The sequence below is a fragment of the Streptomyces sp. NPDC036984 genome, from assembly GCF_055607665.1.
The window spans coordinates 1-21,105 of the sequence record NZ_JBVJRL010000012.1; the positions used below are offsets into that span (position 1 = coordinate 1).

20 protein-coding genes and 1 pseudogene are annotated in these 21,105 nt (G+C 73.1%); 10 read left to right on the plus strand and 11 right to left on the minus strand.

The genetic code is table 11. From position 1 onward, the window contains the following. The 7 genes from ACZ7DL_RS21965 to ACZ7DL_RS21995 form a co-directional block, all read left to right on the plus strand. A partial coding sequence (locus tag ACZ7DL_RS21965; protein ID WP_470776150.1) for a glucose-6-phosphate isomerase occupies positions 1-691 on the plus strand: 691 nt, incomplete at its 5' end. A gap of 2 nt (positions 692-693) precedes the next feature. After that, entirely contained in the window at positions 694-1,572 is an 879-nt protein-coding gene (gnd, locus tag ACZ7DL_RS21970; protein ID WP_470776152.1) for a phosphogluconate dehydrogenase (NAD(+)-dependent, decarboxylating), read from the plus strand. Between the two features lie 6 nt (positions 1,573-1,578). After that, entirely contained in the window at positions 1,579-2,172 is a 594-nt protein-coding gene (locus ACZ7DL_RS21975; protein ID WP_470776154.1) for a histidine phosphatase family protein, read from the plus strand. A 119-nt stretch (positions 2,173-2,291) separates the two neighbouring features. Beyond that, positions 2,292-3,779: an alpha/beta fold hydrolase gene (locus ACZ7DL_RS21980; RefSeq protein WP_470776155.1), complete on the plus strand. Its 1,488-nt coding sequence runs from the start codon at positions 2,292-2,294 to the stop codon at positions 3,777-3,779. Further along, positions 3,776-4,954 carry an RES family NAD+ phosphorylase gene (locus ACZ7DL_RS21985; protein ID WP_470776157.1) on the plus strand — a complete coding sequence of 393 codons (1,179 nt, stop codon included), beginning with the start codon at positions 3,776-3,778 and terminating at the stop codon, positions 4,952-4,954. Before ACZ7DL_RS21980 ends, ACZ7DL_RS21985 begins: the two co-directional genes overlap by 4 nt. Positions 4,955-4,987: 33 nt before the next feature. Then, a complete protein-coding gene (locus ACZ7DL_RS21990; protein WP_470776159.1) occupies positions 4,988-6,451 on the plus strand; it encodes a membrane-associated oxidoreductase in 1,464 nt (487 codons plus the stop codon). A 128-nt stretch (positions 6,452-6,579) separates the two neighbouring features. Continuing rightward, positions 6,580-7,245: a TetR/AcrR family transcriptional regulator gene (locus tag ACZ7DL_RS21995; protein ID WP_470776161.1), complete on the plus strand. Its 666-nt coding sequence runs from the start codon at positions 6,580-6,582 to the stop codon at positions 7,243-7,245. 78 nt (positions 7,246-7,323) lie between these two features. Here the strand turns inward: ACZ7DL_RS21995 and ACZ7DL_RS22000 are convergent, their stop codons facing one another. Both ACZ7DL_RS22000 and ACZ7DL_RS22005 read right to left on the minus strand, forming a co-directional pair. Next, positions 7,324-7,914, minus strand: a complete 591-nt coding sequence (locus ACZ7DL_RS22000; protein WP_470776162.1) for a TetR/AcrR family transcriptional regulator — start codon at positions 7,912-7,914, stop codon at positions 7,324-7,326. 124 nt (positions 7,915-8,038) lie between these two features. Continuing rightward, positions 8,039-8,476 (minus strand): PPOX class F420-dependent oxidoreductase, encoded by a 438-nt coding sequence (locus ACZ7DL_RS22005; RefSeq protein ID WP_470776163.1) that lies wholly within the window; start codon positions 8,474-8,476, stop codon positions 8,039-8,041. A 203-nt stretch (positions 8,477-8,679) separates the two neighbouring features. Between ACZ7DL_RS22005 and ACZ7DL_RS22010 the strand changes: the two genes are divergently transcribed. Then, complete coding sequence (locus ACZ7DL_RS22010) at positions 8,680-9,903, plus strand: serine hydrolase domain-containing protein (protein WP_470776164.1); 1,224 nt, start codon at positions 8,680-8,682, stop codon at positions 9,901-9,903. 12 nt (positions 9,904-9,915) lie between these two features. Here the strand turns inward: ACZ7DL_RS22010 and ACZ7DL_RS22015 are convergent, their stop codons facing one another. The 4 genes from ACZ7DL_RS22015 to ribA form a co-directional block, all read right to left on the minus strand. Then, positions 9,916-11,070 (minus strand): saccharopine dehydrogenase family protein, encoded by a 1,155-nt coding sequence (locus ACZ7DL_RS22015; protein ID WP_470776166.1) that lies wholly within the window; start codon positions 11,068-11,070, stop codon positions 9,916-9,918. After that, the gene (locus tag ACZ7DL_RS22020; RefSeq protein WP_470776167.1) at positions 11,063-12,124 is read right to left on the minus strand and encodes a saccharopine dehydrogenase; all 1,062 of its coding nucleotides are present in this window, start codon (positions 12,122-12,124) and stop codon (positions 11,063-11,065) included. The genes ACZ7DL_RS22015 and ACZ7DL_RS22020 overlap by 8 nt, the downstream gene beginning before the upstream one ends. Beyond that, positions 12,121-13,266, minus strand: coding sequence for an NAD(P)/FAD-dependent oxidoreductase (locus ACZ7DL_RS22025; protein WP_470776168.1), 1,146 nt, complete (start codon positions 13,264-13,266; stop codon positions 12,121-12,123). The genes ACZ7DL_RS22020 and ACZ7DL_RS22025 overlap by 4 nt, the downstream gene beginning before the upstream one ends. Positions 13,267-13,363: 97 nt before the next feature. Then, on the minus strand, positions 13,364-14,035 hold the full coding sequence (gene ribA, locus ACZ7DL_RS22030) for a GTP cyclohydrolase II (RefSeq protein WP_470776169.1): 672 nt from the start codon (positions 14,033-14,035) through the stop codon (positions 13,364-13,366). 38 nt (positions 14,036-14,073) lie between these two features. Between ribA and ACZ7DL_RS22035 the strand changes: the two are divergent. Then, positions 14,074-14,835: pseudogene (locus ACZ7DL_RS22035) on the plus strand (creatininase family protein); the annotation flags it as partial. Here ACZ7DL_RS22035 and ACZ7DL_RS22040 read toward each other — a convergent pair. The 5 genes from ACZ7DL_RS22040 to ACZ7DL_RS22060 form a co-directional block, all read right to left on the minus strand. Further along, the gene (locus tag ACZ7DL_RS22040) at positions 14,718-16,268 is read right to left on the minus strand and encodes a lysylphosphatidylglycerol synthase transmembrane domain-containing protein (RefSeq protein WP_470776170.1); all 1,551 of its coding nucleotides are present in this window, start codon (positions 16,266-16,268) and stop codon (positions 14,718-14,720) included. The pseudogene ACZ7DL_RS22035 and the gene ACZ7DL_RS22040 overlap by 118 nt on opposite strands. After that, positions 16,265-17,440 carry a methyltransferase domain-containing protein gene (locus ACZ7DL_RS22045; protein WP_470776172.1) on the minus strand — a complete coding sequence of 392 codons (1,176 nt, stop codon included), beginning with the start codon at positions 17,438-17,440 and terminating at the stop codon, positions 16,265-16,267. Before ACZ7DL_RS22045 ends, ACZ7DL_RS22040 begins: the two co-directional genes overlap by 4 nt. After that, positions 17,437-18,618, minus strand: coding sequence for a glycosyltransferase family 4 protein (locus ACZ7DL_RS22050; RefSeq protein WP_470776174.1), 1,182 nt, complete (start codon positions 18,616-18,618; stop codon positions 17,437-17,439). Before ACZ7DL_RS22050 ends, ACZ7DL_RS22045 begins: the two co-directional genes overlap by 4 nt. Beyond that, on the minus strand, positions 18,615-19,013 hold the full coding sequence (locus tag ACZ7DL_RS22055) for a 6-pyruvoyl trahydropterin synthase family protein (RefSeq protein ID WP_470776176.1): 399 nt from the start codon (positions 19,011-19,013) through the stop codon (positions 18,615-18,617). The genes ACZ7DL_RS22050 and ACZ7DL_RS22055 overlap by 4 nt, the downstream gene beginning before the upstream one ends. Positions 19,014-19,129: 116 nt before the next feature. Beyond that, positions 19,130-20,113, minus strand: a complete 984-nt coding sequence (locus tag ACZ7DL_RS22060) for a dehydrogenase (RefSeq protein WP_470776178.1) — start codon at positions 20,111-20,113, stop codon at positions 19,130-19,132. A 107-nt stretch (positions 20,114-20,220) separates the two neighbouring features. Between ACZ7DL_RS22060 and ACZ7DL_RS22065 the strand changes: the two genes are divergently transcribed. Then, a complete protein-coding gene (locus ACZ7DL_RS22065; RefSeq protein WP_470776180.1) occupies positions 20,221-20,991 on the plus strand; it encodes a CDP-alcohol phosphatidyltransferase family protein in 771 nt (256 codons plus the stop codon). The last annotated feature ends 114 nt before the right edge of the window (positions 20,992-21,105 follow it).

Below are 21,105 nucleotides of genomic sequence, written 5' to 3' on the forward strand. Positions count from 1 at the left end.
CGACGCCCAGTCGCACGCGGTGCTGCCGTACAGCCACTACCTGTCGAAGTTCACCGCCTACCTCCAGCAGCTGGACATGGAGTCCAACGGCAAGTCGGTGCAGCGTGACGGCCATGCGGTGGAGTGGCAGACCGGACCGGTCGTCTGGGGTACGCCCGGCACCAACGGGCAGCACGCCTATTACCAGTTGATCCACCAGGGCACCAAGCTCATCCCCGCGGACTTCATCGGCTTCGCCCGCCCGATCCCCGAACTGGGCGAGGAACTCAGGGCCCAGCACGACCTGTTGATGGCCAACTTCTTCGCCCAGACCCAGGCGCTCGCCTTCGGCAAGACCGCCGAGGAGGTCCGCGCGGAGGGTGTGCCCGAGGAGCAGGTGGCCCACCGCACCTTCCAGGGCAACCACCCCACCACGACGATCCTCGCCCGCGAGCTGACCCCGTCCGTGCTCGGCCAGTTGGTCGCCCTCTACGAGCACAAAGTGTTCGTGCAGGGCGCGGTGTGGGACATCGACTCCTTCGACCAGTGGGGCGTGGAGCTGGGCAAGGTCCTCGCCAAGCGCGTCGAACCGGCCCTCACCGAGACGTTTGCATCAGCCGCTGACGCGGCGGGCTCCGTGCCCGGTCTCGACCCCTCCAGCACGGCCCTCGTCGCCGCCTACCGCACTCTCAAGAACGTTCAGGAGAACTGATCATGCAGCTCGGTCTCATCGGTCTCGGCAAGATGGGCGGCAACATGCGCGAGCGGATCCGCCGCGCCGGCCACACCGTCATCGGCTACGACCGCAACCCGGACGTCTCGGACGTCAAGAGCCTCGCCGAACTGGTCGAGAAGCTGGACGCGCCCCGCCATGTGTGGGTGATGGTCCCGGCCGGCACGGCCACCCAGACCGTCATCGACGAGCTGGGCGACCTGCTGTCCCCCGGCGACACGGTGATCGACGGCGGCAACTCCCGCTGGACGGACGACGAGAAGCACGCCGCGGCCCTCGGCATCAAGGGCATCGGCTTCGTCGACGCCGGTGTCTCCGGTGGCGTGTGGGGGCTGAAGAACGGCTACGCGCTCATGGTCGGCGGCGACAAGGAGTACGTGGACCGGCTGCGGCCGATCTTCGAGGCGCTCAAGCCGGAGGGCCCGTACGGCTATGTCCACGCCGGCCGGGTCGGCGCCGGGCACTTCTCCAAGATGGTCCACAACGGCATCGAGTACGCCATGATGCAGGCCTACGCCGAGGGCTGGGAGCTGCTGGAGAAGGTGCAGTCGGTGGAGAACGTCCGCGAGGTGTTCCGCTCCTGGCAGGAGGGCACGGTCATCCGCTCCTGGCTGCTGGACCTGGCCGTCAACGCCCTGGACGAGGACGAGCACCTGAAGCAGCTGCGCGGCTACGCGGAGGACTCCGGTGAGGGACGCTGGACCGTCGAGGCGGCCATCGACAACGCGGTGCCGCTTCCGGCGATCACCGCCTCCCTCTTCGCCCGGTTCGCCTCCCGCCAGGACGACTCCCCGCAGATGAAGATGATCGCGGCGCTGCGCAACCAGTTCGGCGGCCACGCGGTCGAGAAGAAGGACTGACCCGCCGTGGGGGACCTCCTGCTGGTCCGCCACGGTGAGACGGAGTGGAGCCGGTCGGGACAGCACACCAGCTGGACCGACCTGCCCCTCACGGGGCACGGCGAGGAACAGGCCAAGTCCCTCGCCCCGCTCCTCACCGGCCGGACCTACGCCCGCGCGCTGGCCAGCCCGCTGAGCCGCGCGCTGCGCACCGCCGAACTGGCGGGCATACCCGGGGTCGTGCCCGACCCCGACCTGCACGAGTGGGACTACGGCGGCTACGAGGGCGTCACCACCGTCGAGATCCACCGCACCCGGCCCGGCTGGGACCTGTGGACCGACGGCGTGCCGCCCGGCCCCGAGGGACACCCCGGCGAGTCGCCGGCACAGATCGGCGCCCGCGCCGACCGGGTCCTGGCCCGGGTCGACGCGGCCCTCGCCGGGGACACCGGTGACGTGGTCCTCGTCGCCCACGCCCACTTCCTGCGCGTCCTCACCGCCCGCCGCCTGGGCCTGCCGCCCGCCGAGGGCCGCCTGTTCCAGCTGGCGACCGGCACGGTCAGCCGGCTGTCGAAGGAGCACGGGCGCGCGGTGATCGCGGAGTGGAACGTACGTCCGTAGTCGGCACCGCACATCCGTGTGCCCCTGGTCCCCGCCGGACCGGGGGCACAGTGCCACGGGCGCCCGTATGATCTCGGCAGAGCGGGGCTGCACCCCAACTGCGGCTGTGAGGGGGAGAGTTGCGTCGGGCTGCCGTCGTCTTCGTCCATGGACTGTTCTCGTCTCCGGCCACCTGGAGCGACCTTGCCCGGGAGCTCGGCACCGCGTCCGACGTCGCGGACGAGTTCGACTTTCTGTACTTCACGTACTCGACCCGTGTCACCACCTGGAATCCGCTACAGCGCATGCCGGACCTGGACACCATCGCCGACAGCCTGCGCGGCTTCATCAACGACGAGACTGCCCCGTACGAACGCCTCGCCCTCGTGACTCACAGCCAGGGCGGGCTCGTTGCCCAGCGCTATCTGTCCAGGATGCTGATGGCGGAACGCGGCAGGGAGCTGGCCCGCATCCGCAGACTGGTCATGATCGCCTGCCCGAACAGCGGTTCCGATCTCTTCATGCTGGCCCGCCGGGGATTCGCCCCGCTCACCCGGAACATGCAGGAGCGCGAGCTGCGCCCCCTGCAGACATCCGTGCTGGAGACCCAGCGCCGGGTGGTGGAGCGGGTGGTGCGAGCCTCCGGCGTCGCACGCACCAAGTGTTCCATTCCCGTCGTCTGCTACGCGGGAGAGAACGACAACGTCGTGGTGCCGGCATCGGCCGCCGGGTTCTTCCCCGAGACGGGTGTACTGCCCGGCGATCACTTCTCGGTCATCAAGCCTCAAGGGCCCGGGAGCCGAGTGGTGCAGGCACTACGCCGGGATCTGGCCCAGGCGCTCGCGGAGGACTTTCCGCAGTCGGCCGACGCGGAGTTCTCGGCGGAGCGGGTCAGCGTCGAAAGCGGTCACAGTGACCTGCTGACGGAGCCCCAACTGATCCCGTTCAGCCTCCGCATCGGACGCGGCGGCGGCCACTGCGTAAAGTTCGTCGTGCACGGCTGCCCGGTCGAACAGCTCGGCAACGTCGACGTCATCGTCTCTTCCGAGAACGTCTATCTCCAGATGTCACAGTTCTTCAAGCCGTCCACCTCTGGGAGCCTCCGGTGGGCAGCGGCCGAGAAGAGCGAGGGCGGGCAGATCATCGAGGACGTGGCCGGCGACCACCTGACGGCGTGGCTGCGCAACCACGCGGCCTACGGCCTTCCGGTGCCGGAGGGCACGGTGGCACCGACGCCTTCCGGCGGGCTCGCCCGGCGCCATGTCCAGAGGATCTACCACGCCGCGATCGCCACCCCCGTGTCAGGGACGAACGCATACCATGTCTCGCCGCAGGCCGTCTCGAAGGCGGTGCACAACGTTTTCGCCCTGGCCCGCCGCGAACGAAAAGAGCTGGGACTGCGTCTGGAGTCGATCTGTCTGCCGTTGTTCGGTGCCGGCCGCGGCCGCATGAGCGCCGCCCGCAGCTTCGAACTCGTCTGGGAGGCTCTGGTCGGCGAACTCGCGGACGACCCGACGTGGACCATTCACTTCACCGCACGCCGCCGCAGTGTCGTGGACCTGATCTGCGGCCGTCTTCAGGTGAAGAAGGCCGATCGTGACCAGCTCGCCCTCAGGGATGACACATGAGCCCGGAGGAGCCGCGGTCGGCACCGCTCGCCGTGTGCCTGCGCCATGTCATCGACCCGCATCTGCTCCGCCTGGTGCGGGCGAGCTCCGCTCACCTGCCGTGCTGCGTCTGCGCGACCGATCACGAGCGCCCACCCGATGCCGTGGCACTCGACGCCCTGGTCGCGCACATCACGCAGGCAGTGGGACGCGTGTACCGCAGGGTGACGAGTCCGGACGGCCGCCGCCTCGATGGTTCCCTCCCCTCCGCCGCGGTGCTCGGCATCCTGTGTCCCGAGGCGCTCGACGGGGGTGCGCGTACGGTGGTCGCCCGAGCCATGGAGCCGGTCCGGTGGGCGCCCCGCGGGACCGGCGAGTGGGACGACGCCGGAGAGTTCTACGAGTCATGGCCGAGTTTCACTGAACGGGCGAAGCACCGGCGCCGCTACACACTGCTCTCGGCCAGGGCTGCCGCACAGCACTCGGCACTGGAGATGCTGGACAGGATCTGTGCGGCCATGGTGCCCCTGGGCCTGGTGCGGACCCTGCCCCCCGGACTGCGGATCTGGCGGGGCCGGATGCGCCGGGACACAAGCCTCCCCGGGTACACCGCGGCGACCATCGGTGCGGCTCCGTCGTCCCGGGCCAAGGCGAACCGCATGAGTTCCGCGGGCCTGTCCATGTTCTACGGCTCCGCCACACCGGAGGTCGCCGTCGCCGAGATCTCCGCTCACGACCCGCGGCCCTTTGCCGCAGTGGCCGCCTTCGAGGTGACACGTCCCCTCTCGGTCATCGATCTGACCGCGATCCCGAGGCCACCGAGCCTCTTCGACCCCCAGTGGTCCCGTCTGTTCCTGCCCATCGAGTTCATCCAGGCGTTCGCACAGGACTTGAGCAGACCGGTCGTGCTGGACGGGCGTGAGCACATCGACTATGTCCCCACGCAAGTGATCACCGAATACTTTCGGTGGACGGCACCACTCGCGGTGGACGGCATGCTCTTCCGGTCCGCGCGCAACGGCGGCGTCAATTACACGCTCTTCACCGGTCCCGAGGGCTGTGTCGACACGGACGAGGACCGGCCGGAGGCCATGCTGCGTCTTGTGTCCGGTTCGGAGGTCGTCCTGCGGCGCCGGAACGACCCTCCGGCCCATGGCACGGCAGATGGCGGGCTGCGCGTCGCGGGGCCGGATTGACAGCCGCTCCCCCCTCAGGTGAGAGTCCCGCTGGTGGAGATCGACGATCTGACGGCGGCCGAGGAACGGGTGTGGCGGGCCTTTCCGCGGGGCGAGGCCGTGGACTTCCGGGAGTCACCCGGCGAGGATCCCGCCGAGGCAGGACACTGGGGTCCCGAACGGACCGTACGTGCCGAGGTGTTGCGGGCTCTGCTGCTGGACGGACCACGGCAGGACGGGGAGATAGCCGCGCTGAGTCTGGCGGGCGCCCGGATCACCGGCCGGCTCGATCTCCAGTACGCGACGATCGACCACCCGGTGCGGCTGCGGCACTGCCACTTCGAGCAGGCTCCGCGGTGCTACGCCGCCCGGCTGCGGGAGTTCAACCTCAGCGAGTCCGTCCTGCCCGGGCTCGTCGCCCACGCCGTGCACGTCGACGGCATCCTGCGGCTGACCCGCGCCCGGTGCCACGGCGTCGTCCGGCTGGGCGGCGCCAGGATCGCCGGCAGCCTGTACCTGGAGAGCGCCGAGGTGGCCGTGCCGGACGCCGAGGAGCCGGTGCTCCAGCTCAACCAGGCCGCCGTGGGCGCCGACCTGTGGGCACCGGGGCTGCGCACCCAGGGACAGATACGGCTCAACGGCGCCACCGTCGCCGGATCGTTCAACCTCAACGAGGCGCGGCTCGGCCACCCCGGGCGCGCCGCGCTCGACGCGGAGACGTTCGCCGTCGAGGGCGACATGCTGGTCCGGCGCGCCGAGGTGCGCGGCTGGATGGGACTGCGCGGCGCCCGCATCGCGGGACGGCTCGACCTGTCGTACACCCTCCTGTCGAATCCGGGCAGTTCGGTGCTGCGGGCCGGCAGCACGACGATCGGCGAGCTGTGGCTGCGCAAGGGGCCGCCGATGGAGGGCGCCCTCAATCTGCGCCGGGCCCAGCTCGAAGTCCTGCTGCTGGAGACGGAGTCGGTGCCCGAGGAGGTGCTGCTCGGCGATCTGACGTACACCTCCCTCATCCCGCACGAGCCGGCCGAGCGCCGCCTGCCCATGCTGGAGCGGGAGCGCGACGGCTATGCCCCGCACGCCTACGAGCAGTTGACGGCCGCCTACCGCCGTGTCGGTGACGACCACGCGGCCCGGCTGGTACAGCTCGCCAAGCAGCGGCGGCACCGGCGCACGCTCCCCTGGTACGGCCGGCTGTGGGGCCTGGTGCAGGACGTCACCGTCGGCTACGGCTTCCGTCCGCTGCGGGCGGCCGGGTGGCTGCTGTCCCTGCTCGCCATCGGTTCCGTCGCCTACGGGCTGCACCACCCGCAGCCGCTGAAGGCGGACGAGGCGCCGCCGTTCGACCCGGTGTTCTACACGCTCGACCTGCTGCTGCCGGTGATCTCCTTCGGGCAGGACTCCGCGTTCGCACCGCGCGGCGGCTACCAGATCCTCGCCCACGTCCTCGTCCTCACCGGCTGGATCCTGGCGACGACCGTGATCGCCGGTGTCACCCGCACGGTCAGCCGTCAGTGACACCCACAGCCGTACACACGTACGAATCGATACGTCGGTCACACCGGCGGCGGGCCGGGGCCCTGCTTCTACAATCACCGGCACGCGTACGAGTGCGCCGCTCCCGCATCCCGGCCCGAAGGAAACCGATGACCAGCGCCGAAGAACCGGCACGACCCGGTGCGCGAGTGCGCGACGCGGCCCGCACCAAGGCCGAGATCCTCGACGTGGCCACGCAGGAGTTCGCCCGGGCCGGTTACGACGGCGCCCGGGTCGACGAGATCGCGGCCCGCACCCGCACCACGAAGCGGATGATCTACTACTACTTCGGCGGCAAGGAGCAGTTGTTCACGGCCGTGCTGGAGCGGGCGTACGGCGGGATGCGGGAGGCCGAGCAGCGGCTGGACGTCGAGCACCTGGACCCGGTGACGGCGATCCGGCGGCTGGCCGAGCTGGCCTTCGACCACCTTGAGCGGCACCCGGACTTCGTCCGCCTGGTCGGCATCGAGAACATCCACGGCGCCGAGCACATCGCCGCCTCCGCGCAGCTGGGCCGGATCGGTTCCCCGGCACTGGACGTGATCGGCCGCATCCTCGCCGCCGGCCGGGAGTCCGGGCAGTTCACAGCGGACGTGGACGCGGTCGACCTGCACGCGATGATCAGCTCGTTCTGCTTCTTCCGGGTCGCCAACCGGCACACCTTCGGTGCCCTGTTCGACCGGGACCTGGTGGCCCCCGCGCGGCGGGAGCACTACCGGACCATGGTCGGGGACATGGTGATCGCCTACCTGACAGCGGAGCGGGGGGACGGCTGACGCCTCCCGGCCGCGCGGACGGCCGGCTCCGCCGGCGGGGGCCGGCCGCGGACCGGCCGGCGCGTGCGGGCGGAGCGCTCAGGGACGTACCGCCGCGTCGAGCAGCGGTCCGAGTTCCCGTACGACCGTGGTGAGGGGCCGTACGTCCCGTTCGGCCCGGGCCATCAGGATCGCGCCCTCCAGGGTGCTGATCATGAGGGTGGCCAGCGGCTCGGCCCGTGCGGCGGGCACTCCCAGGTCCGTCAGGGCCCCGGCGAGCGGGGCCCGCCAGACCGCGAACGCGGCGGCCACCGCCTCCCGGGTGGAGCCGCCGGAGGAGGCGCAGTCGACCGTGGCGGCGGCGACCGGGCACCCCGCGGCGAAGCCGTCCGCCGTGTACTCGTCGGTCCACTGTGCGGCCATCGCCGCGAACAGGCCGCTCGGTGTGGGCCGTTCGAGCCCGGCGAGGAAGCGGGCGATGCGCGTGCCCGCGTACCGGCCGGCCCAGTCGACCGCCTCGTTGACCAGTTGCTCCTTGCCGCCCGGGAAGTAGTGCTGGAGGGAGCCGCGCGGTGCGTCCGCGTGCGCGGCGACCTCGCGCATGCCGGTCGCCGTGACCCCGTTGCGCCGGATGAGCTGAGCCGCGCTGAAGACCATCCGCTCCCGCGGTCCACGCCCCCTCTGCGTCATCGTCGACCTCCGTCCGTCGCCCTCACCCTATGACCGGCGTCATAACGGCGGCCACCATGACCACTGTCATAGTGGCCCGTGGCGCGAAGACAGCGACACCGCCTCGCCCGCGACCGGTCGCGGTTCAGCCCTTCGGGATGCCGTACGCCCGCTCGACGCGCAGCCGCACCACCAGCCGGCGGTCGCGCACCATGGCGGCCCGGTAGTCGTCCCAGTCCGGGTGTTCGCCGAGGACGTCCCGGTAGAGCCGGATCAGTTCCTCGACGGTCTCGTCGTGCGGGTCGGCGGCGACCGGGCTCAGTTCCGCGGCGCCCTCGGCGACGGTGTACGCCCAGCGGTCGGCGCTGGTGACGTGGTACGAGGCACGGGGGTCACGGCGGAGGTTGCGGGTCTTGGCGCGGTCGTCGGTGACCGAGATCCGGATGATCCGCTCGCCGGGATCGTACGCGTGGCTGACGTTGGACAGCTGGGGGCGGCCGTCGCGCCGGAGGGTGACCAGTACACCGCCGTGGCCTTCGGAGAGCAGGCCGAGCAGCGCGTCCTGCGTGGAGTCCTGAGTCATGACGGGATCAACTCGGCGCGGCACCCGGGCATTCCCCGGCCGGTGACGTCCGGCGGACGGCGTCCGGCCGGCCGGCGTCGCCTCGCTCACACACCCCGCGGATGAGCGGTGCGGGCCGGGGGGCCTGCGCGACGATGAGAGGCGGGTGGCGGCCCGGCGGGGCGGCCGGGCCGCACCGCGGACGACGCGACCGGAGGAGAGCGATGGCACAGCTGCGACAGGATGTCGAGCCGGCGGAGGCGGGGCTGGACGAGGAGGCGCTGGATCGCCTGGACCGGCATTTCGCCCTGCACGTCGACGAGGGGCGCCTGCCGGGCTATCTGCTGGCCGTGGCCCGCGGCGGGCGGGTCGGTCATCTGACCACGTACGGCCTGCGGGATGTCGCGGCCGGGCTGCCGGTGGAGCCGGACACGCTGTGGCGGATCTACTCGATGACCAAGCCGGTCACGGCGGTGGCGGTGCTGCTGCTGGTCGAGGAGGGCCGGCTGTCCCTGGACGACCCGCTCGAGCGCCATCTGCCCGCGTTCGCCGAGCCCCGGGTGTACGAGGGCGGCTCGGGCGCCGACGTCCGTACCCGCCCGGCCGCCGGCCCGATCCTCGTCCGGCATCTGCTCACCCACACCGCGGGCCTGACCTTCGGCTTCTACCACCGCCACCCCGTGGACGCGCTCTACCGCGAGGCGGGCCTGGAGTACTCGGTGCCGCCGGGCGCCGGACTCGCCGAGACCGTCGACCTGTACGCGCGGCTGCCGCTCCAGTTCGACCCGGGCACGCAGTGGAACTACTCGGTCGCCTCCAACGTCCTGGGCCGGCTGATCGAGGTGGTCTCCGGGCAGCCGCTGGACGCGTTCTTCGCCGAGCGGATCCTGGGCCCGCTCGGCATGACCGACACCGGTTTCCACATCGAGCCGGAACAGGAGGACCGGCTGGCGGAGCTGTACGGCGAGACGGACGAGGGCGGGATCGAGCCGGTGCCGGGGCTGCCGGTGCGCGGCCGCCCCCGGTTCCTGTCCGGCAGCGGCGGCCTGGTCTCCTCCGCCGCGGACTTCCACCGCTTCATGGAGCTGCTGCGCCGGGGCGGCGAGCTGGACGGCGTACGGCTGCTGGCGCCGGAGACGCTCGCCCTGATGAGCCGCAACCAGCTGCCGGGCGGGGCCACCGTGCGGTCCTTCGGCGCCCCGGTCCACCAGGAGCCGGGCAACGACGGCCTCGGCTTCGGCTTCAACGTCTCGGTGGTCACCGACCCGGCCCGCACCCTGGCCCCGTCCCACCTCGGCACCTACGGCTGGACGGGCGTGGCCACCACCGCGTTCTGGGTCGACCCGGCCCACGACGTGACCGTGCAGTTCATGAGCCAGGTGCGCCCGAAGAAGCTGAAGGTCTTTCCCGAGCTGCGGCGGCTGGTGCACGCGGCCCTGACGGACTGACCCGCCGGGAGGCTACTGGCCGAGCCTCAGGGTGAACTCCAGTCCTTCGTCGGCGAGTTCGGCCAGCCACCGGTCGGACCGCTGAGCGGTCCCGGCCGACCGGTGCAGGCCCGCCGGCAGGCTGCCGTCCAGGATGTGGCGGACCCCGAGGGCGAGCGGGCGGGAGACGCAGCGGGCCATCGCGGACTCCTCGGCGTCACCGGTCAGATCGAGCAGGTAGCCGCCGGTCCAGGTGCGGCCCTCGCCCGCGTCGACGTCCAGGGTCACGGTGAGGACCACCCGGTCACGGTCGGCCTCCGTGGTCGGGTGGGCCGCCGCCAGCTGTTGCGCGAGCGCGGCGATCCGCTCGTCGTCACCTGCCGCCAGCTCCTCGAAGACGGGCTCCCACGCCTTCAGCCAGCCGTCCAGACGGAGGGTGCCCCGGACGAAGGTGCGCGCGGTCCAGGCGGCGGGCAGGTCGTACTGGGCGATGAAGGGGATGCTGTCGCGGTTGGGGTACGCCTCGAAGGTCTCGCCGTCCAGGACGAGCCGCCGGGTCGCCTCCCAGGGGCGGGCGGCCGTGGTCTCGGTGCCGTCGTCCAGGTAGCGGGCGGGCGAGCGCAGGGCGTTGAGGACGCCGAGCGGGGCCCAGCTGAAGCGGTACCGGAAGTCGTTCGGCACCGCCGGGACACCGCCGCAGTAGGAGGTGAGCCGGTAGGAGGCCGGGGTGTGGGCGCCGATCCGGGCCCGGGCCCGGCCGATGAGGCTGTGGGCGAAGAGGTGGTCGATGCCCGGGTCCAGGCCCGCCTCGGTGAGGACGGTCAGGCCGGCCGCCCGCGCCGCCTCCCCGTGGGCCGCCAGCTCCGGCGCCACATAGCTGGAGCAGGCGAAGTGCGCCCCGGCGCGCACGCAGGCGGCGAGCAGCCCGGGGTGCCGCGGGGCCGGCAGCATGGACACCACCACGTCGCCCGGCGCGAGCGCGGCGACGAGGGCGTCCGGGGTGAAGGCGCGGGGCTCGGCGCGGCCCGTCAGGCCCCGGCCGGCCAGGGCGCCGGCCGCCCGGTTCTCGGTGCGGTGCCACAGCAGGACCCGGCCGGCCGTGCCGCACAGGGCGGCCAGTCCGCTGCCGGTGGACAGTCCGGCGCCGACCCAGTGGACGGTGCCGCTCGCCGGGACACGGTCAGTCATGCCGCACCTCCCCTTCCGCGCTGCCGAGTTCACGGCACGCCTGGTGGAACCGGTCGACACAGCGCGCCCAGGCCCGGCCGGTACCGAAGGCGAGCAGCTGGGGCAGCAGGGCCGCCGAGAAGTCGGTGCTGGACTCCCGGGGCAGCAGGGACGGCAGATTGTCGATGGCGATGAGGTCCAGCGGCGGCTCCTTGCGCAGGCGGCGCACGGGCTCCGTCCAGTCCGTGGTGCGGTCGTAGACCGGCAGGACGTTGAACGGGGAGCCGACGTCACAGGTGACATCGCACAGGGTGCGCAGCCGGCGGGCCGGGGAGTCCAGGTCCTCCTCGCGCAGGAACGGCGGGACCAGGGTGGTCGCGAGCACCGCGTTCACCAGCACGTCGTGCCGGAGCAGGGCCGGCCGGTCCAGGTCGCGGGTCTCCGCCAGGTCCCAGCGGGTCGCCTCGACGCCCGCTGTGCGGAAGGCGGTCCGGGCACCCCGGCCGCTGCGGCCCAGCGCGCCGATCACCAGCGCCGCGAACTCCGCGTCCCCGGCCTGCGGGCGCAAGTCGGCGTCCAGGTCGTCCCTCGTCGTGGGCGTGAGCGGTGCCGTCAGCCGGCCCCGGTGCCGGAGGACGGCGAGCGCGGCGCCCAGATAGCCCGCCCAGAAGCCGAAGGCGGCGAGCCGGCGGCCCTCGTCGTCCACCAGGTACTCCGGGTCCAGCAGCGCCCCGCCGCCGGCCGCGAACCGGCGCAGCAGCTCGACGGCGCCCGGCTGCTGCTTGTAGGCGTGCCCGAAGAAGATATGCCGATGCGTCAGCTCCGCTGGTTCCTCGGGGAGTTCTTTCAGGCCGAGGATCACGGCGGCACGCGGTGCCGTCACCCAGGAGCCCGCCGGGGCACGGCGGCAGCCGGCCGCCTCGTACTCCTGCACCGGGAAGATCCGCTGCGGGGACTCCTCGACGGTCAGTGTCACCCCGCTGTCGACCAGGCGGCGGGCGTCGGCGGGGACCACCGGGGTACGCCGTTCGGTGGTACGGGGCTCGTGGCGCAGCCACAGGTGGAGCTCGGTCATACCAGGTTGGCCTCCGGGCGCGGGGCGTCGGCCGCGAACCGGCCGGCGCTCAGGGGGCTGATGTCCAGGAAGGGTACGCGGCCGAGGTACAGGTCGCGGACGATCTCGCCGACGGCGGGTCCCTGGAGGAAGCCGTGCCCGGAGAAGCCGGTCGCGTACAGAAACCTGGAGACCGTCGACGCCTCGCCGATCAGGGCGTTGTGGTCGGGGGTGTTCTCGTACAGGCCCGCCCAGCCGCCGGTGCGGCGCAGGTCGAGCAGGGCGGGCGCGCGCTGTCGCATCGCCTCGGCGAGGCGCGGGATCCAGCGATCGTGGGTTGCGGTGGCGAAACCGGGCTGCTCGTCCGGGTCGGACATGCCGAGCAGCAGGCCGGGGCCCTCCCGGTGGAAGTAGAGGCTGGTGGTGAAGTCGATCGTCATGGGCAGGGTGGGCGGCAGTCCCGGGACCGGCTCGGTGACGGCGATCTGCCGGCGCAGCGGCTGCACCGGCAGCTCCACGCCCACCATCGCGCCGATCGCCCGGGACCAGGCGCCGGCCGCGCAGATCACCGTGTCGGTCTCGATCCGGCCGAGGCTCGTGCTCACCGCCGTGATGGTGTCGCCGTGCAGTTCGATGCCGGCGACCTCGGTGTGGCGCAGGATGCGGACGCCGTGGGCGCGGGCGGCGGTCGCATAGCCGTGGACGACGGCCTCGGGGGTGCAGTGGCCGTCGTCCGGGGAGTACGCGGCGGCCAGCAGGCCGTCGGTGGTGATCAGCGGGGAGAGGCGGCGGGCCTCCTCGGGGGTGATGAGGCGGCTGGGCACCCCGAGGGCGTTCTGGAGCCGCACGCCCGCCTCGAAGGAGGCCACGTGCTCGGGTGCGGAGAGCAGGAACAGATAGCCGACCCGGTGCAGCCCGATGTCCTGCCCGACCTCCTCGGCGAACCGGTCGAACGCCTCCAGGCTGCGCGCCCCGAGCCGGACGTTCAGCTCGTCGGAGAACTGGGCCCGGACCCCGCCGGCGGCCTTGGAGGTGGAGCCGGCGGCGAGTTCGTCCCGTTCGACGAGGACGACGTCCCGCACGCCGGCGCGGGCCAGGTGCCAGGCGATGCTCGTGCCCATCACCCCGCCGCCGACGATGACCACCCGGGCCCGAAGGTTCACGCCGCCGCCTCCTTCACCGCTCCACCGTCTCACCGGACGGTCCGGATCACCTTCCGATCCTGTCCACCCGGCCGCCCCCCGAATCGGGGATCCGGCGTCAGGAGCCGTGGGCGACGGCGTCCAGATGCGGCAGGTGGTGGTCCATCCGCTCCCGTTTGGTACGCAGATAGGTGATGTTGCTCTCGCACGGCTCGATCAGCAGCGGCACCTGCTCGGCCACCTGGATGCCGTGCCGGACCAGCGCCTCCCGCTTGCGCGGGTTGTTGGACATCAGGCGTACCGAGCGCACCCCGAGGTCGTGCAGGATCTCCGCGGCGACGCCGTAGTCACGGGCGTCGACGGGCAGGCCCAGCGCGAGGTTCGCCTCGACCGTGTCCAGGCCCTCCGCCTGGAGGGCCATCGCGCGCAGCTTGGCGAGCAGTCCGATGCCGCGGCCCTCGTGGCCCCTCAAGTAGACGACGATGCCGCTGCCTTCGGCGACCACGGAGCGCAGCGCGGCCTCGAGCTGGTCGCCGCACTCGCAGTGCCGGGAACCGAACGCGTCCCCGGTCAGGCACTCGGAGTGGAGTCGGGTCAGAACGTTCTCGGCGCCGATCTCGCCGTACACCAGGGCCACTTGCTCGTCACCGCGGTCGTGGTCCAGGTAGCCGATCGCCTGGAAATTCCCGTACACGGTGGGCAGCGGAGCATTCACGACGCGTTCCGCGCCCGAACGCCGCGGGGACTTCTTGCCGAGTACGCCGATGTTGACGCCGGTGTTTTCTGTCATGATCTGATTCCTAAGCAGAGACGAAAGGCCGTGAAAAGATGAGTGGTTCGGGCGCGCGGGCGGACGGCTTCGAGGTGGCGAGCGGTGTGGTGCCGACGGACACCACCGAGGACGTACGGACCCGGGGGGCGGGCGTTTCAGCACAGGTCGCCGTCCTTCCCGTCGGGAGCTTCGAGCAGCACGGTCCGTTCCTTCCGCTGGCGACCGACACGCTGGTCGCCTGCGCCGTGGCGCGGGAGATAGCCGCCGCGTACCCGGTGCACCTCCTTCCTCCGGTGACGGTCTCCTGCTCGCACGAGCACGCGGCCTGGCCGGGAACCGTCAGCATCTCCGCGGTGACCCTGCACGCGGTGGTCTCGGACATCGCGGCTTCGCTGCGCCGCTCGGGCGTCGACGCGCTGGTCGTGGTCAACGGGCACGGCGGCAACTACGTGCTGGGCAACGTCGTCCAGGAGGCGTCCGCGCGGGGCGAGCGGATGGCGCTGTTCCCGGCCGCCGAGGACTGGGAGGCGGCGCGGGAGCGGGCCGGAGTGGTCACCTCGCTGCTCACCGACATGCACGCGGGAGAAATCGAGACATCGATTCTGCTGCACGCTCACCCCGAATTCGTCCGCCCCGGTCACGAGTCCGCCGATTTCACCGCGGACGACCGCCGTCATCTGCTCACCGTGGGAATGTCCGCCTATACCGAATCGGGCGTCATCGGCCGTCCTTCCCTGGGTTCGGCGGAAAAGGGAAAGGAACTGCTGGCGAGCCTGGCGGAATCCTTCGCGTCGTATTTCGCACTGCTCACCTCGGACGCGGGCCGGGGGTAGCCCGGTACGGGGGTGCGGCCGGGGCCCGTGGGGGCGGCCCCGGCCGGCGGGCCCTCGCCGTCGGACGCGGCGCCGGGGGCCGGCACGACGGCCTCGGCGCGCAGGCCCTGGTACCAGCGGACGACCAGGACGACGGCGCCGGGCAGGCTCGCCACGAAGCTCAGCACGCCGTAGACGACGGCGACCGCGACTCCGCTGTCCGCGCCGAGCCCCGCCGCGCCGAACGCCCATGCGGTGACGCCCTCCCGGGGGCCGAAACCGCCGATGTTCAGCGGCAGGCCCATGGCCAGCAGAGCGAGCACCGCGAGCGGCAGCAGCACCGCCACCGGGGCGGCACAGCCGGCGACCCGGGCCGCCACGACGAACATGGCCAGATGGCCGGCCAGGACGACCGCGGAGGACAGCGCGACGCCCGGCCCGCTCTGCCGGGACGCCAGACCCCGGCGGGCCTCGGCGAGGGTCTGGCGCAGCGCGCCGCCCCGGCGGGCCGGCGGGCGGTTCATCCGCACGGCGAGGACGACGGCGAGCGCGCCGGCCGCGGCCAGGGCCACCAGCGGGGCGAAGCCGCGGGCCTCGGCGCGCACGGGGGACGGCAGGGTCAGCAGCACCGCCGCGCCGGCCACGGTCAGCGCGAGCTGTCCCGCGACCCGCTCCAGCACGACCGCCTTGACTCCGCGCCGGAGGTCACCGGCGCTCTGCCCGTGCCGGACCGCCCGGTGCACATCGCCCAGGATCCCGCCGGGCAGGGCCGCGTTCAGGAACAGCGCGCGGTAGTAGTCGGCGACGGCGGGGCCCAGCGGCAGCCGCAGCCCGAGGCCCCGGGCCACGAGCTGCCAGCGCCACGCGCTCGGCACGGTGGTGGCCACGCCGATGCCCAGCGCGGCCAGCACCGTCACCGTGTCGATCCGCCGCAGCCCGTCGAGCAGCGCACCGGTGCCGAGCCGCCACAGGAGGACGGCGAGGATGACGACGCCGACGAGGGTGCCCACATGGGTACGCAGGGAACGGGAGCCGCGGCGCCGGGGCGTGGGGGGCACGCGGGGGTCCACCGGGTCCGCGGGAGTCACAAGGCCCGTGGGCGTCACGGGTACGGGGACCTCGTCCACCGGCGTCACGAGGCCCGCAGGCGTCACCCGCGCGGATCCCCCGGCCACCGGCGCCACAAGGTCCGCAGGCGTCACCCGTACAGATGCCCCGTCCACCGGCGTCGCCCGTGCGGGGGCCTCGCCTGCCGGCGTCACGCGCGGGCGGCTCATGTCCGGGCGCATCGCGTCCGGGCGCGTCACGTACGGGCGCACCCGGCCCGTCCCCCGTGCCCCGCGCGCGCGTGCCGCACCCGTGGGCGTCGTACGCGCGCGCGTGCCGGTGTCCGCCGCGGAGGGCACCCTCGTGCCGGCTCCCGCCGTCCGCGCGTTCATGCCGTGCCGCCCGTCGGCCGGGGCAGCACCAGCAGGTCGCTGTGGTGGACGACGACCCGCAGTGCACCGGCCGCGCAGGCGGCGAGCCGTGCGCTCAGGTACTGCTCGGCGGACTCACGCAGGTCCGGCCGCTGTTCGACGGCCGCGCCCACCCAGCCGCGCAGCCACTGCTCGGTCAGCGCGGCCTCCTCGGGGCCGAGCCGCCACGGGCTCTGGTGGACGCGGACCGTCGCGCCGCGCTCGGCGAACGCCTCGCAGGCCGCGCTGACCGCGTCCGGGCCGAGCAGCCCGGTGCGCCGCTGATGGGCGTTGAACGCCTCGGTGATCTCGGCGTCCAGCGGGTCGGCCGGGGTGAATTCGACGCGCCCCACCACGGAGAGGGTCAGCAGCGCGGGGCAGCCGGCGCCCGTGCAGGCGTCCGCCAGCGTCTCGACCTGCTCCTGCGTGAGGACGTCGAGCAGCGCGGACGCGGTCACCAGCGAGGCCCCGGTCAGCGCCTCCGGGGTGAGCCGGGCGACGTCACCGCGCCGGGTCTCGACCGTGACGCGGCTGCCGTCGGCCGCGGCGCGCGGGGAGGCCACGGCGGCGAAGTGCAGCAGGTAGGGGTCGAGGTCGTGCAGGATCCAGTGCTGGGCACCGTCCAGGCGGGGCGCGAGCCAGCGGCCCATCGAGCCGGTGCCGCAACCCAGGTCGTGCACGACCAGTCCGCCGCTTCGGCCGGGCAGGTCGGCCAGCCGGAGGCGCAGCGGGTCGAGCAGTTCCCGGGCGCGGGCCTCCGCGTCGGGACTCTCGCGCAGGTGCAGCCACTCGGGCGCGTACCGCGGCGCCTCCTCGGAATCACCGCTGCGCAGCCGTACGGTGACCCGCTCGCCGGGGCGGGTCACCGGCCCGGCACCGGCGATGACCGGGGCGGCGGCACCATCGGAGGCAGCACCGGCCGGGGAACCGCTCCGTTCTGCGGACGAGCTTCCGGCACCGGGCTCCCCGTCCCGGCCCTCCCTGTCCACGCCCATGTCCACGATGTCCACGGCCGGTACCTCCTCGCTCCGCGTGCTCGCCGCCCTCGGGACGGACTCTCCTTCGCCGGGGCCGGGCTGAGCGGGGATCAGCCCACCCGGCCGGACCGCGGCCTCCGGCATCCCCCGGCTTCCGTCGCTCCCCGTGCCGCTCATGCCGCCCTCCTCGGTGGTTCCGGAAGCCGCCCGAGGACCCCCGCGACGCTGCGGGCGGTGGCGGCCCAGCCGTCGAGCGCGGCGCGGCGGCGCCGGGCCGCGGCCTTGAGGCGGCGGCGTACGTCGGGTTCGCCGAACCAGCCGCGCAGTTCGGCGGCGAGCGCGGCGGGGTCCTCCGGCGGGACGAGGATGCCGGGCACCCCGCCGTCCGGCGCGCGGCCGACCGCCTCCGGCAGGCCGCCGACGTCGGTGGCGAGGACCGGGATACCGCGGGCGAGGGCCTCGGTCACCGCCATGCCGTAGGTCTCGGCGTAGGAGGTGAGGACCATCAGGTCGGCCGCGGCGTAGGAGGCGTCGAGGTCGGGGCCGGAGCGCGGGCCGGTCAGGTGCAGGCGGTCGGCGAGGCCGTGGCCGGCGATCAGCTGCCGCAGGTGGTCCACGTACGCGGGGTCGTGGCCGAGGCCGCCGACGCACTCGCAGGTCCAGGGCAGGTCCCGGACCGCCGCGAGCGCCTCCACCAGCCGGTGCTGGCCCTTGCGCGGGGTCACGGCGGCCACGCACAGCAGGTGGGAGACGCCGTCGGTGCCGGGGGCGAGGGGCGCGATGTCGGCGCCGGGCGCGGCCACGTGGACGCGGTCGGGGGCGAGTCCGTGGTGGGAGACGAGCCGGCGGACCGCCCAGTCGCTGGTGGCGACGACCGCGCCCGCCGCCCGCAGCACCGCCCGCTCGCGGCTGTCCAGGTCGGTGGCGACGGCCGGGTCCAGGCCGGTCTCGTCGCCGAGCGGCAGATGGACGAGGACGGCGAGGCGCAGGCGTGCGGCCTCGGGGACGACGATCTCCGGGACGCCGCAGGCGACCATGCCGTCGAGGAGGACCACCGTGTCGTCGGGCAGCTCCCGGAGGGTGCGGGCGAGCCGGTCGCGGGCGGTGCCGTCCGGGCGCGGCCAGCCGCCGGCGACGGCGTGCCGGGTGACCTGCCAGCCGAAGCCGGGCAGGTCGAGGCAGATCCGGCGGTCGTAGGCGTTGCCGCCGCTGGGTGCGGCCGGGTCGTCGACGCCGCCCGGCATCACGAAGTGCACGCTGCGCAGGGACATGGGGATGATTCCGGGGTTCTCGGCGGCGGTCGGCTGGGCGGGCACGTACGCGAGGCGGGCCCGCTCCACGGTCAGGTCGGTCACAGGTCACGCTCGTAACTCGCCCAGGCGATGTGCGACTCGTGCAGGGTGACCGTGAGGCCCGCCAGGCCCTTGGCGCCCTCGCCCAGCGCGCCCTTGTGGACGCGTTCGGCGAGCCGGTCGGCGATGACCTTGGCGAGGAACTCGGTGGAGGTGTTGACCCCGGCGAACTCGGGGTCGTCGTCGAGGTTGCGGTAGTTCAGCTCGGCGGTGACGGCGCCCAGTTCCCGGGTGGCCAGGCCGATGTCGACCACGATGTTGTCCTCGTCCAGCTGCTCGCGGCGGAAGGTCGCGTCCACGAGGAACGTGGCGCCGTGCAGTCGCTGCGCGGGCCCGAACACCTCGCCGCGGAAGCTGTGAGCGATCATGATGTGATCGCGGACGGTGATGCTGAACAACGGACGACCCTCCAGGTGCGGCGCGTCTGGTCCCCCCGCGCGTGCCCGCCGGGGGTTGCCGTGTAGTACGGCTCTTCGCTTCCCCGTGTTCAGCCGTCTCTCACTCTTTTCTCAGGTCAGGCCGTCTCCGCGTACCGGACCCGGTGGCACAGGGCGGCGATCTCGCCGGATGCCAGTTTCGGCATCACCGACGGGAGTTCCTCGAAGGCGCTCTCTCCGGTGATGAGCGCGTCCAGCGCCGGCTCGGCGAGCAGGTCCAGGGCGAGCGCCATCCGGTCGGCGTAGGTGCGGCCGGTCCGGGCGGCCGGGGAGACGGTGCCGACCTGGCTGCTGCGCACGGTGAGCCGGCGCGAGTGGAACGCCTCGCCGAGCGGCAGGGCCACGGTCCGGTCGCCGTACCAGCTCAGTTCCACGACCGTGCCCTCCGGGGCGAGGAGCTGCAGGGCCCGGGTGAGGCCGGCCTCGGTGGCGCTGGCGTGCACGACGAGGTCGCAGTCGCCGAGGGCGTCGGCGGGCGTGGCGAAGTCCGCGCCGAGCGCCTCGGCGGTCTTGGCGCGCTCCGGGTCGGCGTCGACCAGCTGGAGCCGGACGCCGGGGAACCGGGCGAGCAGCGCGGCGACCGAGCAGCCGACCATGCCGCCGCCGACCACCGCGATCCGGTCGCCGATCAGCGGTCCGGCGTCCCACAGGGCGTTCACGGCGGTCTCCACGGTCCCGGCGAGGACGGCTCGTTCGGCGGGTACCCGCTCGGGCACCACGGTGACAGCGCTCACCGGAACGACGTAACGGCTCTGGTGCGGATACAGGCAGAAGACCGTACGGCCGAGCAGCGCGGCCGGCCCCTCCTCCACGACGCCGACGCTGAGGTAGCCGTACTTCACCGGGCCGGGGAAGTCGCCCTCCTGGAACGGCGCCCGCATCGCGGCGTGTTGGCTCTCCGGCACCCCGCCGCGGAAGACGAGCGTCTCCGTTCCCCGGCTGACTCCGGAGTACAGGGCGCGCACCAGGACCTCGTCCTCGGCGGGCGCCGGAAGGGTGACCTCGCGCAGCTCCCCGTGGCCGGGCGAGCGGAGCCAGAACGCGCGGGCCGAGCGGTTCATCGGCATCCTCCTGAACGATCGGGAAGTTGTTCACGTACCGAGTTGTGCACAGGCCGCGCACAGTACGCGGCGTTGATCGACTCTGTCACTCGGCCGGAGGGTGTGCGGTGGCCCTGAACAACACGTATGACGCGAGGCTCCAGCAGGAGACCGCTGTGGGAGCGGGCGTACAGATCCTGCTGCTGGCCCTGCTCGGCTCGGCGATCGGCATGGGGCCGGCCGGCTGGCTGACGGGGCTCGCCTTCGCGTTCGCCACCTGGGCGGTTCTCTCCCGCGCGGTGCACCGCTCCCGGCTCAGCTCCTTCGGCCCCGCGAACCGGGTCACGCTCGGCCGGACCACCCTGGTCGGCGGGGTGACCGCGCTGGTCGCGGACTCCTTCGAGAGCGCGCCGCCGGTGACGCTGCTGGTCGCCCTGACCGCCGTGGCGCTGCTGCTGGACGGCGTGGACGGCAAGGTCGCCCGGCGTACCGGCACCTCCTCCGCGCTGGGGGCGCGCTTCGACATGGAGGTGGACGCGTTCCTGATCCTGGTGCTGAGCGTGTACGTGTCGACGCAGCTGGGGCCGTGGGTGCTGCTGATCGGCGGGATGCGGTACGCGTTCGTGGCGGCGGCCCGGGTCGCGCCCTGGCTGACCGCGCCGCTGCCGCCGTCCTTCGCCCGCAAGAGCGTCGCCGCGATCCAGGGGATCTGCCTGCTCGTCGCGGGCGCGGAGCTGCTGCCCGGTCCGGTGAACCTGGCGATCGTGGTGCTGGCGCTGGGCTCGCTGGTGTGGTCCTTCGGCCGGGACGTGCGGTGGCTGTGGCGGACCTCCCGGGTGCCGGCGGCGGTGCCGGCCGAGCAGCCGCAGCTGCTGGAGCTGGAGCTGGCGGCGCGCTGACCGCGGGGGCGGCGGGAGGGACCCGGACCGGTGGCTGGACGCTGTTGGTACATCTGGGGCCTGCGTGACGGCGGCCTGACGGGTTGGGCCGGGCTTGCCGGGCAGTCGGCCGAA

What these genes read in the sequence shown, in the direction of transcription:
- ACZ7DL_RS22015 (WP_470776166.1), bottom strand. Translation starts at nt 11,070, where the DNA reads ATGACTGACCGTGTCCCGGCGAGCGGCACCGTCCACTGGGTCGGCGCC.
- ACZ7DL_RS22010 (WP_470776164.1), top strand. Translation starts at nt 8,680, where the DNA reads ATGGCACAGCTGCGACAGGATGTCGAGCCGGCGGAGGCGGGGCTGGAC.
- ACZ7DL_RS22040 (WP_470776170.1), bottom strand. Translation starts at nt 16,268, where the DNA reads ATGAACGCGCGGACGGCGGGAGCCGGCACGAGGGTGCCCTCCGCGGCG.
- ACZ7DL_RS22060 (WP_470776178.1), bottom strand. Translation starts at nt 20,113, where the DNA reads ATGAACCGCTCGGCCCGCGCGTTCTGGCTCCGCTCGCCCGGCCACGGG.
- ACZ7DL_RS22005 (WP_470776163.1), bottom strand. Translation starts at nt 8,476, where the DNA reads ATGACTCAGGACTCCACGCAGGACGCGCTGCTCGGCCTGCTCTCCGAA.
- ACZ7DL_RS22020 (WP_470776167.1), bottom strand. Translation starts at nt 12,124, where the DNA reads ATGACCGAGCTCCACCTGTGGCTGCGCCACGAGCCCCGTACCACCGAA.
- ribA (WP_470776169.1), bottom strand. Translation starts at nt 14,035, where the DNA reads ATGACAGAAAACACCGGCGTCAACATCGGCGTACTCGGCAAGAAGTCC.
- ACZ7DL_RS22000 (WP_470776162.1), bottom strand. Translation starts at nt 7,914, where the DNA reads ATGACGCAGAGGGGGCGTGGACCGCGGGAGCGGATGGTCTTCAGCGCG.
- gnd (WP_470776152.1), top strand. Translation starts at nt 694, where the DNA reads ATGCAGCTCGGTCTCATCGGTCTCGGCAAGATGGGCGGCAACATGCGC.
- ACZ7DL_RS21985 (WP_470776157.1), top strand. Translation starts at nt 3,776, where the DNA reads ATGAGCCCGGAGGAGCCGCGGTCGGCACCGCTCGCCGTGTGCCTGCGC.
- ACZ7DL_RS22045 (WP_470776172.1), bottom strand. Translation starts at nt 17,440, where the DNA reads ATGAGCGGCACGGGGAGCGACGGAAGCCGGGGGATGCCGGAGGCCGCG.
- ACZ7DL_RS21995 (WP_470776161.1), top strand. Translation starts at nt 6,580, where the DNA reads ATGACCAGCGCCGAAGAACCGGCACGACCCGGTGCGCGAGTGCGCGAC.